The sequence below is a fragment of the Sphingobium sp. HDIP04 genome, assembly GCF_000445085.1.
GTDB classification, from domain to species: Bacteria; Pseudomonadota; Alphaproteobacteria; order Sphingomonadales; family Sphingomonadaceae; genus Sphingobium; species Sphingobium indicum.
Genome location: NZ_ATDO01000118.1, coordinates 89,471 through 101,530, shown reverse-complemented (window position 1 = coordinate 101,530; position 12,060 = coordinate 89,471). Strand labels below are relative to the sequence as shown.

Below are 12,060 nucleotides of genomic sequence, written 5' to 3'. Positions count from 1 at the left end.
GTTCTCGAAATCCACTATTTTCGCCGCGCCCTGAACTGAATCCCCACACACCCTATAGCGTGTTTCGATCTGATTGAATCAGATCGCCGCTGTGGATTCCTTGTTTTCCGCGATTTCTTAATCAGCGATCGATTCCGATCGCTTGGAAATCGCCCTAAAAATGCCGAATATCAGAACACCGGCCCCTGCACCGGCCCCTTGGGCGCCGTCGTCGTCTTGGCCGCGCTCAGCGCTTCGACCAGCCCCGGCGTGCGGTTGTCCCGCTGCGCATAGTCCCGCGCCGACATGCCCGCGATGGTGTCGCGCCTGTCGGGATTGGCCCCCTGCGCCACCAGCAGCCGGACCAGCCCGACATCGCGAAGCTGCACCGCCCGGATCAGCGGCGTTTCGCCGCTGCCATTGGCCTTGTCCACTTGCGCATTATAGGTGAGCAGGCTGCGCGCCCCCTCCTCGAACCGGGCCTGCACCGCATCCATCAACGGCGTGTTGCCGTTATTGTCGGTCAGGTTCGGGTTCGCGCCCTTGGCAAGCAGGAAGGTCAGCCATGTATTGTCGCGCCGGGCGATGACCAGATGCAGCGCGGTGTCGCCCGTGGTCACGTCGCGGCTGTTGATGACCGTGGAGCCGGGCTTCTGGATCAGGTCGGTCACCTTCTGCCCGTCGGCATCCTTGACCGCCTTCAGGAAGTTGTAATTGTCGGAAAACTGTGCCCGCGCAACCATCGGCGCCGCGACCGGCGACAGCAGCGCCAGGGTCAGAGCGGCGGCGCGGCCAACGCCCATCCAAGCCGGAAAACGTCCTGTCATTCTATCCATAGCCCCGTTGGGATTTGCAAATCGGGCCATAGCAGGGCATGGCTGGCGGCGCCATGAACAAAGCGCTGATTTCGCTCACCCTGCCGTTCGCCGCCCTGCTGGCAGCCTGTAATATGGGGGCGGGAGGCAATGCATCAAGCGGCGACGACAGCGCCCAGGGCGACCTGCACGGGGCCAGCATCGGCGCGCCCTTCACGCTGACCGACCAGGACGGCAAGAAAGTGCGCTGGGACGATTTCAAGGGCAGGTACCGGCTGGTCTATTTCGGCTATACCTATTGCCCCGACGTCTGCCCGGTCGACCTGCAACGCATCCTGCAGGGCTTCGCGAAATTCGAGAAGGCGAAACCCGCCCTGGCGGCCAGGGTCCAGCCGATCTTCATCAGCGTCGATCCGGATCGCGACACGCCCGCCGTCCTCAAGACCTATGTCGCGGCCTTCCACCCGCGCCTGATCGGCCTGACCGGCACGCCCGACGAAATCGCCAAGGTGGCAAAGGATTTCGTGGTCCTCTACAACAAGGAAGAGGCGAAGGGCGCGAGCGGCTATCTGGTCAGCCACAGCCGCACCCCCTATCTTTTCGGCGGCGATGGGGAGCCGGTCGCGCTGGTGCCGGTGGACGATCCGGGAACCCCGGACGCGGATGAAGGCGATCCCGCGAAGGTGACGGCCTTCCTCGAAAAATGGGTGAAGTGACGGTTGGACTTCTGGGAAAAGCCCCTCGACAAACTGGACCGCGCCGAGTGGGAAGCGCTGTGCGACGGCTGCGGCAAATGCTGCCTCCACAAGGCGGAGGATGAGGATACCGGCCGCATCTATCCCACCAATGTCGCCTGCCGCCTGCTTGACCGGCACAGCGGCCAATGCACCAACTACAAGGACCGCCGCCGCTTCGTGCCGGATTGCGTGCGCCTGACCCCCGCGAAGGTGAAGACGATAGGCTGGCTGCCCCGCACCTGCGCCTACAGGCTGCGCGGCGAGGGCAAGCCGCTGCCGCAATGGCATTATCTGGTCTGCGGCGACCGGGAAGCGGTGCACCGGGCGCAGGAGTCCGTGCGCGGCTGGACCGTTGCGGAGGCGGACGCGGGAGATTGGGAAAATCACCTTGTCGACAGAGAGCTCTGACGCTGTCCTTGTCGTCGACGGCGTCGCCGTTCCGGTGCGGGTTCGCCGGTCGGCGCGGGCCAGGGCCTATCGGCTGTCGCTCGATCATGCGCGCGGCGAACTCAGGCTATCCCTGCCAACCCGCGCCAATCTGAAGCGCGCCCTCGGCTGGGCGCAGGAGCATGAAGGCTGGGTCCGTTCGCAGATGGCGCGCCGCCCGGCGCAGGTGACGCTGGGCGACGGCGCCGTCTTTCCGCTGGAGGGGCGGGATGTGCGCATCCGCTGGGTGGAGGGCGCGTCGCGCACGATCCGGCTGGAGGGCGACCGGCTGCTGCTGGGCGGCGCGGCGGAATCGGTCGGCCCCCGCGTGCTGCGCTGGCTGAAGATGCGGGCCAGGGCGGTGCTGGAGACCGAAAGCCATGAAATGGCGCGGGACAATGGGCTGATCGTGGCGTCGGTCGGCATCGGCGATCCGCGCAGCCGTTGGGCGAGTTGCGCCTCCAGCGGGGCGATCCGCTATAGCTGGCGGCTGATCCTCTGCCCGCCGGAGGTGCGGCGGGCGACCGTGGCGCATGAACTGGCGCATCTGCTGCACATGGACCATAGCCCGGCCTTCCACGCGGCGCACAAGCGGATATTGGGGGACGATCCCCGCCCGGCGCGAGCCTGGCTGCGCGAGCATGGGACCGCGCTGCACCGCTTCGTCGGGTGACAGGCCCCGCCGGGAACGGCGCTGTCCGACGGCGACGATGCCGGACAGCCATGCAAAGACCGTCGGGCCGACGCGGACGCCTTCGCACGGGTAAGCGGCATGCTCCCGCGAACAGGCGGGTGGCTCATAAGTCCCGCCGCCCGGACCTCACGGCGCGGACATGGTCAGGGGTCGCCCGACCGGCTGATGCGGGTGGTTAGCCGTCATTCCCCCTCCCGCAGGCGGGAGGGGGTCAGGGGGTGGGCTGGCGCGACATAAGCGGCTATTTCCATCGGCTAAGCCGGAAGCTCCCCCGGATCAAGTCCGGGGTCGCGCCCACCCCTAACCCCTCCCGTTTACGGGAGGGGAATGTCTTGGATTGGCCAATATCCGGCGCGACTCAGATCAGCCGGTCCGCCTCCAGCGCGGCGGCAACCGAATCGCGGGCGCGGGGCAGGCGGGCGTGCAGCCGCGCGTCGGCTTCGGCCAGCCGTTCCACGCCCGCCGTCAACTGCTCCTCCGACAGGGTGAAGGGCAGGCGCAGGAAGCGCTCGAACGCGCCGCTCACGCCAAAGCGCGGCCCCGGGGCCACGCGCACGCCGTGGCTCTCCGCGATGGCGGCCAGCGCCGTCGCCTCGCCGCGCGGCAGCTCCGCCCATAGCGACAGGCCCCCCGCCGGGGATTCGGCGCGCCAGTGCGGCAGGTGCCGTTCGATCAGCGCCAGCAGATGGTCCCGGCGCCCCCGCAGCATCGCCGCGCGCGGGCCAAGCCCTTCATCGCCGTCGATCAGATGGGCGACGGCAAGCTGCTCCACCACCGGGCTGGCCATGTCCATCGTCGTGCGCAGGCGGCCCAGCGCGGCGACGGTCTGCGGGTCGGCGCGAATCCAGCCGACGCGCAGCCCGCCCCAGAAGATCTTGCTGGCCGAACCCAGGGTGATGACCTGCCGCCCGGAAGGATCGTGCACGGCGACCGGCGGCGGCGGCATGTTGTCCAGGCCCATCGCGGCCATGGTCTCGTCGATGATCAGCGGCATATGGCTGCGCGTCGCCGCCGCCACCAGCGCGCGGCGGGTGCCCGGGTCCATGCTGCGTCCGGTGGGATTGTGGAAATCCGCGATGATATAGGCGAAACGCGGGCTGGTCTGGCGGAAGGCCGCCTCCATCGCGTCGATGTCCCACCCCTGCGCGGGCAGGCCGACAGGCACCGGCACGACATGGGCGCGCTGCAGGGCCTGGATCGCATTATGATAGGTGGGATGGTCGATCACCGCCCGGTCGCCCGGCCCCGCCAGCCAGTGCAGCAGCAGCGAAAATCCCTGCTGGGCGCCGTTGGTGACGATGATCTGGTCGGGACTGGTGGGGCATCCCCGCCGTTCATAATAGGCCGCGATCGCCCGGCGCAGCGGCGGCAGGCCCAGCGGATCGTAACCCAGCTCGCCCAGAAAGGCGGGCAGCGCCTCCACCGCCGCCTGATAGGCGCGGCCCACGCCCGGCGCGGCGGGCAAGGCGGCGTGGGTCCAGTTCAGGATGTTGCCGCCGCCGATCGTGTCGATTTCCGGCAGGGCCTGGTCCATCCGGCCGGGCGGCAGGCGGGTGACGCTGCCCGACCCTTGCCGGCTTTCGAGGAAGCCTTCGTCGCGCAGCCGGTCGAAGGCGGCGGCGATGGTCGTGCGGCTGAGGCCCAGCGCGGCCGCCAGTTCCCTTTCCCCCGGCAGGCGGACGTTCAATCCCACGCGCCCGTCCAGCACCAGCATCCGCAACGCCTGCGCCAGTTGGCGATAGGCGGGTTCGGCGCTGTCCTCGGCGCGCCAGGCGCCCAGCAGGCGAAGCAGGGAAGGGGGCCGCAGGAGGGAAGTGGACATGGCGATAAATTCCAATCCGAAGAATGAGGGGGCCACTTATCCGATAGTGGCCGTTTTGTAAAAGGCCATTTCGGGTGATTTCAGCCGCCATGTTGATGCATCGCCGCCTTTTCCAGCTTTTCTGGGGACTTGGCCTCTATGGCTTCTCCATGGCCCTGATGCTGCGCGCCGATCTGGGGCTGGACCCCTGGGACGTGCTGCATCAGGGGCTGGCGCCGCGACTGGGCCTGAGTTTCGGCATGACGGTCAATCTGGTCGGGGCGATCGTCCTGCTGCTCTGGTGGCCGCTGCGCCAGCGGCCCGGCCTCGGCACCGTCTGCAACATAGCGGTGATCGGGACGGCGGTGGACATCAGCCTCCTGATTCTGCCGACGCCGGAGGGCCATGCCATGCGTTTCGCCTGGCTGGCGGCGGGAATCCTCCTCAACGGCATAGCGGGCGGCGCCTATATCGGCGCGGGGCTGGGGCCGGGGCCGCGCGACGGGCTGATGACGGGTTTCTGCCGCCGCACCGGATTGCCGGTCAAATGGGTGCGCACCGGCATCGAGATCGGCGTGCTGGCGGCCGGCTGGCTGCTGGGCGGCACGGTCGGCCTCGGCACTTTGCTCTATGCGGCGACGATCGGCTGGATCGTGCACCATGCCTTGCCCTTCTTCGCCATAGCCGCGCGCGAACGTCCCGCGCCTGCCTGATCCGGTTGCCCCCTGACCGGCCGGCATGGAGCCCCGCCGGCCGGTCCCTTTTATCGCTCGCGGCTATCGACTGGGGCGGCGAATGCCATATGGAGGGCGCTCACGATCATGAGGAGAGCCTGGTGGCGACCGACCTGTACGACCTGACCGTTCCCGTCTTCATCCGGGGCCTGCGCAATCTTTCCGCCATCCTGGAGAAGGGCGCGGCCTATGCGGAAGAAAAGGGGATCGACCCGCTCACGCTGACGCAGGCGCGGCTCACGCAGGACATGGCCCCGCTCGCCGCGCAGGTGCAATATGCCAGCGACAGCGCCAAGGGGGCGGTGATCCGCATCGGCGGGCTCGATCCTGTGCCGATGCCCGATACGGAGCAGAGCTTTGCCGACCTCCAGGAACGGATCGGCAAGACCGTCGCCTTCCTGGAATCCGTCCCGCGCGATCGGATCGACGGGCGGGAGGACGCGCAAGTGGTGCTCAAGACGCCGCGCGGCGACTTCTCCTTCACCGGGCGCAGCCATGTGCTGGGCTTCTCCATGCCCAATTTCCACTTCCATGTGACGATGGCCTATGCGCTGCTGCGGCAGGCGGGCGTGCCGCTGGGCAAGCTCGATTATCTGGGCGGGCTTTAATTTCCTCCCCTCCCGCAGGCGGGAGGGGAATATTTTGGCGGTTATGCACTTTACGGAACAGGATAAATGATGAGGCGGTATCTGGCAGGTTTTTTCGCTTTGGCCACATTAGGCTTCCTCGCCTGGAATATAAGCGACGGCGTAATCTATTTTCACGGCGATGGCGTAAAGCGTTCAGAGCATCCTGTTCTGTTCTGGATCGAGGCGGCGCTTTTGGCCGCAGCAGCTTGCGCGTTCCTTTATGCGGCTGTGATTGCAAAACATAAGTCGACGGAGAAGCCGGAGTGAGAGCGGGCCGGATCATGGCGCTAGCGCTATGGACGTTTGCCCATCTCGTGCTTGGCATGTTCTTCTTTGGCTTCGCCCTGATGGGCGATTGCGTCGATGGCGATCCCAATTGGGAGCGGTGCCGCGCCATCCAGCACGCACTACCAGCCTATCTGATCATCGGTGAGGTGATCGTCTACGCAGTGTTGACGTGGGCGCTTTTCATCCGGCGTTGGCGAAAGCAGCAATAGGTTTGTAAAGTGCATGATCGCCAATATTTAGGATATCCTAACCTGCGATCAGCCTGATCGCAGCGCTGGATACCCAGCCGCTGAGGCAGGGGCCGTCATAGGGCTGCTTGCGGTCCGCCGGTTCGGAAACGCCGCAATCCACCGGAGCCGTCGCATTGTCGGCAGGAGGCTCAGGGACCAGCACGACCCCCAGCCATTTCTGGTCGAGGCTGCGGGTGCAGACCCAGGCGCGGGCGCCCTCCGCCATGCGGGCGATTTCCCGGGCGTCCGAAAAGGGCGCGGCCCGTACCGGCGCTCCTCCGGCGCCCACGCGCGCCGCCTGCCCCATGGCGCCGCAGGCGTCCAGACGCGGACCGTCCTCCCCGATGGTCACGGGTCGGACGAGGCGCGATTCCAGGCGGGTTTCCGGCACATCCTCCCGCGCCGCGCCGGCCAGGGAACTGTTGGGCAATTCCTCCAGCACGTCGCTGCTTTTCGAGCAGGCGGCGAGCATCAGGGCCAGGGCAAGGACAATGCGCATAGCCGCCTGATAGACCCTGCTCTCCACGGGCGATAGCCGCCATGTTTCGCTTTAGTTTGCCGGCCCTTTTCCCTATATGCTCGGATATGAGCGAGGAAAGTCAGAACAACCCCAACAGCAATGCCTATGGCGCCGACAGTATCAAGGTCTTGAAAGGGCTGGATGCCGTGCGCAAGCGGCCCGGCATGTATATCGGCGACACCGACGACGGCTCCGGCCTGCACCATATGGTGTTCGAGGTCAGCGACAATGCCATAGACGAGGCGCTGGCCGGCCATTGCGACCGCATCCTGATCACGCTCAACCCCGACGGATCGGTCAGCGTCGAGGATAATGGCCGCGGCATCCCCACCGACATCCACAAGGAAGAGGGCGTGTCGGCGGCGGAGGTCATCATGACCCAGCTCCACGCCGGGGGCAAGTTCGAGAACACGTCGGACGACAATGCCTACAAGGTGTCGGGCGGCCTGCATGGCGTCGGCGTTTCCGTGGTGAACGCGCTCAGCGAATATCTGGACCTCAACATCTGGCGGGACGGCAAGGAGCATTATATGCGCTTTGCCTATGGCGACGCGGTCGCGCCGCTCAAGGTCATCGGCGACGCGCCGGAGGGAAAGAAGGGGACGAAGGTCACGTTCCTCCCCTCGACCGAGAAAGTGCCCGGCGACGGCGGCACCTTCAAGAACCATACCGAGTTCGATTTCGAGAAGCTGGAGCATCGCTATCGCGAACTGGCCTTCCTGAACTCCGGCGTGCGGCTGTTCCTGGTCGATGCGCGGCATGAGGAGAAGAAGGAGATCGAGTTGTTCTACGAGGGCGGGATCGCGGCCTTCGTGAAGTGGCTGGACCGCAACAAGCAGCCGCTGATGCCCGATCCCATCGCCATTTCGGGCAGCCGCGACGATGTCACCATCGACGTCGCGCTGGAATGGAACGACAGCTATTATGAAAATGTCCTCTGTTTCACGAACAACATTCCGCAGCGGGACGGGGGCACCCACCTGGCCGCCTTCCGCGCCGCGCTGACGCGGACGCTCAACAATTATGCGGACAAGTCGGGCCTGCTGAAGAAGGAGAAGGTCTCGCTGACCGGCGAGGATATGCGCGAAGGGCTGACCGCCATCGTGTCGGTGAAGCTGCCCGATCCCAAATTCTCCTCCCAGACCAAGGACAAGCTGGTCTCGTCCGAAGTGCGCCAGCCGCTGGAAAGCCTGATGGCCGACAAGATGGCGGAATGGCTGGAGGAAAACCCCCAGCATGGCCGCATGATCGTGCAGAAGGTGATCGACGCCGCCGCCGCGCGCGAGGCGGCGAAGAAGGCGCGGGAACTGACCCGGCGCAAGGGGGTGATGGACATCGCCTCCCTGCCCGGCAAGCTGGCCGACTGCCAGGAACGCGACCCCGCCAAGTCCGAACTCTTCCTGGTCGAGGGCGATTCGGCGGGCGGCTCGGCCAAGCAGGGGCGCAACCGGCACAATCAGGCGATTTTGCCGCTGAAGGGCAAGATCCTGAACGTCGAGCGCGCCCGGTTCGACCGGATGCTCTCGTCCAAGGAGGTCGGCACGCTCATTCAGGCGATGGGCACCGGCATCCGCGACGATTTCAACCTGGAAAAGCTGCGCTACCACAAGATCGTCATCATGACCGATGCCGACGTCGACGGCGCGCATATCCGCACGCTGCTGCTGACCTTCTTCTACCGCCAGATGCCGCAGATCATCGAGGCGGGGCATCTCTACATCGCGCAGCCGCCGCTCTACAAGGCGACGCGGGGCCGGTCGGAGGTCTATCTGAAGAATGAGGCGGCACTGGAAAATTACCTGGTCGACAATGGCGTCGAATCCATGGCGCTGGAAACGACCGGCGGCATGCGGTCGGGCGAAGACCTGCGCAGCCTGATCGAACATGGGCGGCGAATCCGGGCGGTGATGCGCTATGTGCCGCGCCGCTACAATCCCGCGATCATCGAGGCGCTGGCGATCAACGGCGCGCTCGATCCGGAACTCAGCCATGACGCGCAGGCCGAACGGTTGGCGAACACCGTCCGCTGGATGGACGCGCAGGACGATGAGGGCAGGTGGAGCGGCCGGATCGCGGAGGAGGGCGGCTTCCATTTCGAGCGGCTTTGGCGCGGCGTCACCGACCATCACATGATCGAGGCGGGCTTCATCGGGTCGGCCGAAGCGCGCAAGCTGCACGCCATCGCAACCGAGGAGGCGGACAGCTATCGCACCTCCAGCCGCCTGGTGACGGCCAAGGCGGCGGCCGCCGCCGAGGAGGCCGGGGAGGATGAACTGCCGGTCGCGACCAAGGGGTCGGCCACGGTCACGCGGCCCAGCGAATTGCTGGAGGCGATCCTGGCGGCCGGGCGCAAGGGGCTGGCGATCCAACGATATAAGGGCCTTGGCGAGATGAACGCGGAACAGCTTTGGGAAACCACGCTGGACCCCGATAACCGCTCCATGCTGCGGGTGGAGGTCGAGCAGGCGGACGTCGCCGACGAAATCTTCACCCGGCTGATGGGCGATGTGGTCGAACCGCGGCGCGAGTTCATCCAGGACAATGCGCTGAACGTCGCCAATCTGGACGTCTGATCCGATGGAGCGGGTCCGTTGCGCCTGGGCTGGATCGGACCCGCTTTATTGCGCCTATCATGACAGCGAATGGGGCGTGCCGGAGCGGGATTCGCGGATGCTCTGGGAAACGCTGATGCTGGAGGGCTTTCAGGCGGGGCTGAGCTGGATCACCATATTGCGCAAGCGGGAGACGTTTCGCGCCGCCTTTGCGGGGTTCGATCCGGACAGGGTCGCGCGCTTCGACGGGGCCGATGTCGAACGTTTGATGGGCGACCCCGGCATCATCCGGGCGCGGGCGAAGATCGAAGCGACGATCGGAGGCGCGCGGATTTTCCGCGACATGCGGGAACGGGGCGAGGATTTTTCCGCCTATGCCTGGGATTTCGTCGGGGGCGAGCCGATCCGGAACGACGGCCTGACCTTCCCCGCCAGGACCGACCTTTCGGAAGCGATTTCCAAGGACCTCAAGAAGCGCGGCTTCAAATTCGTGGGGCCCACCATCGTCTATGCATGGATGCAGGCCGTCGGGATGGTGAACGATCATGCGGTGGATTGCTGCCGGCGGGATGAGGTCGGCAGGGCGTGAGACGGGGCTTGCCGCTGGCCTTGCTATATGCGCTGGCGGGGTGCGGCGGCGATGAGACGCCCGCAGCCAATATCGCGCAGCCTCACGCCTCCACGCCGATAGCCATGCCGGCCCCGACACTGCGCCAAGACGCTGAAAATAGGGCAAAAACGGTTCCGCGTGAAACGGGGGAACGCTCGCCCGTCGGCGCTCCGCCCGTCAAGCATTATGCGGACGACGACTATCGGGCGATCGGGACCGAGCCCTTCTGGGCCGTGACGGTGAAGGGATCGACCGCCGTGCTGGAACGTCCGGACAAGGCGCCCGTCCGCTACGCCATAACCCGCAACGACGACAAGCGGGCGCTTCGTTTCCTGGGCGAGGGTTTTTCCATGACCGTAACCGAGGGACCATGCAGCGACGGCATGAGCGATGCGCTATGGTCGGATCGCGTGGCGGTGGCCTTTGGCGAAGGGACTCTGAACGGCTGTGGCGGCCTGAGGGACGATCTGGGCGAGCCGTGACCCTCGAACAAGGCGCGTGGCTCGCTTCAACCATTTGCAGGCCGCCGCGGCTGAATGTCGATCGGCCCTAAGTCCGTTTTAGAATTTGAAGATCGTGCCCAGATAGACGGCCTGCGCATCCTGCCGGTCGTCGGTCATCGGCGTCAGTCGTCCGGCGAAGCTGTTGTTATAGCGCACGCCCGCCGTGACGTTCAGATTGCGCGTCAGCGAATAGGAACTCGCCAGATCCAGCGAATAATCCTTGTCCGCGCTGGGGTTGCGGATCGTCGCGGCCGGTTCGCGGCGGCTTTCGATCAGCACCTTGGTGCTGAAACGGTCCTTGCGGCCCTGGTCCAGCGAGAAATTCCTGGCGCCGGCCATCGGCTCCACCGCGACCGGGTCCAGTTCCTTGCGGCCCACCGCTTCGGGCAGGGCGAACTTGCGCCAGTTGTGCGCGCTGTTCAGGCTGAAGGCGACCGGCGCGATATTCACCGGGTCCAGCGTCCGGCTGACCGCCACGCGATCGTTCAGGTCGGCGGCGCGCACCATGACCGTGACCGAACGCTGGCCGCTCAGCGACCCGCTGGTGGGGGTGAAGCGGAAATTCTGGCGACTCGCGGATGCGGCGATCTTCGCATAGGCGGCCGCCAGGCGCGGATCCTTGGTCGTCGGCGTGAAGGAGGATATGCTGCCAAGCGCGCCCAGCGAAACCGGGGTTTCGGCGCGCATGCGGACCAGGTCGGCGGCCGCGCCGATGGCAGGAGACAGCATGAAGCCGGCCACGGCGACCGCCGAGCCTGCCAACGCTATATGTCCCCTTTTCAGGCGCATGATCCGAATCTCTACCCCGCCGACTATTTTCTATGGTCCTTCATATACGCAAGGCTTTGGAATTGGTAGAGCGCCGCCGTTTTTTGTCGAAGCTGTTGCACGGAACACACAGGACTCGCCCCGGTTGCATGACAGGTCGTCGTCGCGCCGTTCCGGAGTCCCCCTTGCCCATTGCCGCCGGTCCTCTATAGAAGCGGGGCGTTTACTTGTTTGATGGGACAATAATGATGGTCCGCCGCCTTTCTTCGCGCCTTTCCGCCGGTCTGCTGCTGGCTGCACTCCTGCCGCTCGCCGCCTGCGGGGGCGGCGCCAAGGACCGCCCGAAGGCGGACCTCGCCGCATCGAAGGTGACGACCATCGGCGTCAACGCCTATCTGTGGCGCGCCAGCCTGGACACGCTGTCCTTCATGCCGATGGTGCAGACGGATTCGAACGGCGGCGTGATCGTCACCGACTGGTACGCCAATCCGAACAGCCCCAATGAGCGGATGAAGCTGACCGTATCGATCCTCGACCAGGATCTGCGCGCCGACGCGCTGCGCGTCGCGGCCAGCCGCCAGGTCAGCCAGGGCGGCCAGTGGGTCGACGTGCCGGTGCAGGCCGCGACGGTGCAGAAGCTGGAGGAGATCATCCTGACCAAGGCCCGCGACCTGCGCCGCATGGCGATTGCTGGCTAAAGGCCCTTTCCGTCACCTGTTTTGAACCACGGGGCTGGGCTTGGACAAAGCTCAGCCCGAATGCATTTTGAGGACC

Annotated in this window: 15 protein-coding genes; 11 read left to right on the top strand and 4 right to left on the bottom strand. The window is 65.9% G+C overall.

The window, feature by feature from the left end; translation table 11 throughout:
- Nucleotides 1-170: 170 nt before the first annotated feature.
- Nucleotides 171-806 (bottom strand): ankyrin repeat domain-containing protein, encoded by a 636-nt coding sequence (locus L286_RS42665; protein WP_233431843.1) that lies wholly within the window; start codon nt 804-806, stop codon nt 171-173.
- 47 nt (nt 807-853) lie between these two features.
- Between L286_RS42665 and L286_RS42660 the strand changes: the two genes are divergently transcribed.
- From L286_RS42660 to L286_RS42650, 3 genes are read left to right on the top strand one after another with little or no spacing between them, the layout of a single operon-like run.
- Nucleotides 854-1,510 (top strand): SCO family protein, encoded by a 657-nt coding sequence (locus tag L286_RS42660; protein ID WP_013038730.1) that lies wholly within the window; start codon nt 854-856, stop codon nt 1,508-1,510.
- A 3-nt stretch (nt 1,511-1,513) separates the two neighbouring features.
- Complete coding sequence (locus tag L286_RS42655; protein ID WP_020820668.1) at nt 1,514-1,939, top strand: YcgN family cysteine cluster protein; 426 nt, start codon at nt 1,514-1,516, stop codon at nt 1,937-1,939.
- Complete coding sequence (locus L286_RS42650; protein ID WP_031293533.1) at nt 1,920-2,630, top strand: M48 family metallopeptidase; 711 nt, start codon at nt 1,920-1,922, stop codon at nt 2,628-2,630. Before L286_RS42655 ends, L286_RS42650 begins: the two co-directional genes overlap by 20 nt.
- A 379-nt stretch (nt 2,631-3,009) precedes the next feature.
- On the opposite strand, the gene yczR is transcribed toward L286_RS42650, so the two are convergent.
- Entirely contained in the window at nt 3,010-4,473 is a 1,464-nt protein-coding gene (gene yczR, locus L286_RS42645; protein ID WP_007689269.1) for a MocR-like transcription factor YczR, read from the bottom strand.
- Nucleotides 4,474-4,562: 89 nt separating this feature from the next.
- Between yczR and yczE the strand changes: the two genes are divergently transcribed.
- The 4 genes from yczE (at nt 4,563) to L286_RS42625 (ending at nt 6,312) form a co-directional block, all read left to right on the top strand.
- Entirely contained in the window at nt 4,563-5,165 is a 603-nt protein-coding gene (yczE, locus tag L286_RS42640; protein WP_020817429.1) for a membrane protein YczE, read from the top strand.
- A gap of 122 nt (nt 5,166-5,287) precedes the next feature.
- A complete protein-coding gene (locus L286_RS42635; RefSeq protein WP_025160614.1) occupies nt 5,288-5,794 on the top strand; it encodes a DUF1993 domain-containing protein in 507 nt (168 codons plus the stop codon).
- A gap of 66 nt (nt 5,795-5,860) precedes the next feature.
- Nucleotides 5,861-6,082, top strand: coding sequence for a hypothetical protein (locus L286_RS42630; protein ID WP_020817431.1), 222 nt, complete (start codon nt 5,861-5,863; stop codon nt 6,080-6,082).
- A 14-nt stretch (nt 6,083-6,096) separates the two neighbouring features.
- Nucleotides 6,097-6,312, top strand: a complete 216-nt coding sequence (locus L286_RS42625) for a hypothetical protein (protein WP_125445796.1) — start codon at nt 6,097-6,099, stop codon at nt 6,310-6,312.
- A 37-nt stretch (nt 6,313-6,349) separates the two neighbouring features.
- Here the strand turns inward: L286_RS42625 and L286_RS42620 are convergent, their stop codons facing one another.
- Entirely contained in the window at nt 6,350-6,832 is a 483-nt protein-coding gene (locus L286_RS42620) for a hypothetical protein (RefSeq protein ID WP_020817433.1), read from the bottom strand.
- Nucleotides 6,833-6,918: 86 nt separating this feature from the next.
- On the opposite strand from L286_RS42620, the gene gyrB reads away from it, so the two are divergent.
- Genes gyrB through L286_RS42605 form a run of 3 tightly spaced genes read left to right on the top strand, consistent with a single transcriptional unit; the run spans nt 6,919 to nt 10,497 of the window.
- On the top strand, nt 6,919-9,426 hold the full coding sequence (gyrB, locus tag L286_RS42615) for a DNA topoisomerase (ATP-hydrolyzing) subunit B (protein WP_020817434.1): 2,508 nt from the start codon (nt 6,919-6,921) through the stop codon (nt 9,424-9,426).
- A 4-nt stretch (nt 9,427-9,430) separates the two neighbouring features.
- The gene (locus L286_RS42610) at nt 9,431-9,994 is read left to right on the top strand and encodes a DNA-3-methyladenine glycosylase I (RefSeq protein WP_020817435.1); all 564 of its coding nucleotides are present in this window, start codon (nt 9,431-9,433) and stop codon (nt 9,992-9,994) included.
- Nucleotides 9,995-10,002: 8 nt separating this feature from the next.
- The gene (locus L286_RS42605) at nt 10,003-10,497 is read left to right on the top strand and encodes a COG3650 family protein (RefSeq protein WP_020817436.1); all 495 of its coding nucleotides are present in this window, start codon (nt 10,003-10,005) and stop codon (nt 10,495-10,497) included.
- Nucleotides 10,498-10,575: 78 nt separating this feature from the next.
- Here L286_RS42605 and L286_RS42600 read toward each other — a convergent pair whose 3' ends face one another.
- Complete coding sequence (locus tag L286_RS42600; protein WP_013038720.1) at nt 10,576-11,307, bottom strand: hypothetical protein; 732 nt, start codon at nt 11,305-11,307, stop codon at nt 10,576-10,578.
- 227 nt (nt 11,308-11,534) lie between these two features.
- Between L286_RS42600 and L286_RS42595 the strand changes: the two genes are divergently transcribed.
- Nucleotides 11,535-11,984 (top strand): DUF3576 domain-containing protein, encoded by a 450-nt coding sequence (locus tag L286_RS42595; protein WP_025160613.1) that lies wholly within the window; start codon nt 11,535-11,537, stop codon nt 11,982-11,984.
- Nucleotides 11,985-12,060 lie beyond the last annotated feature (76 nt).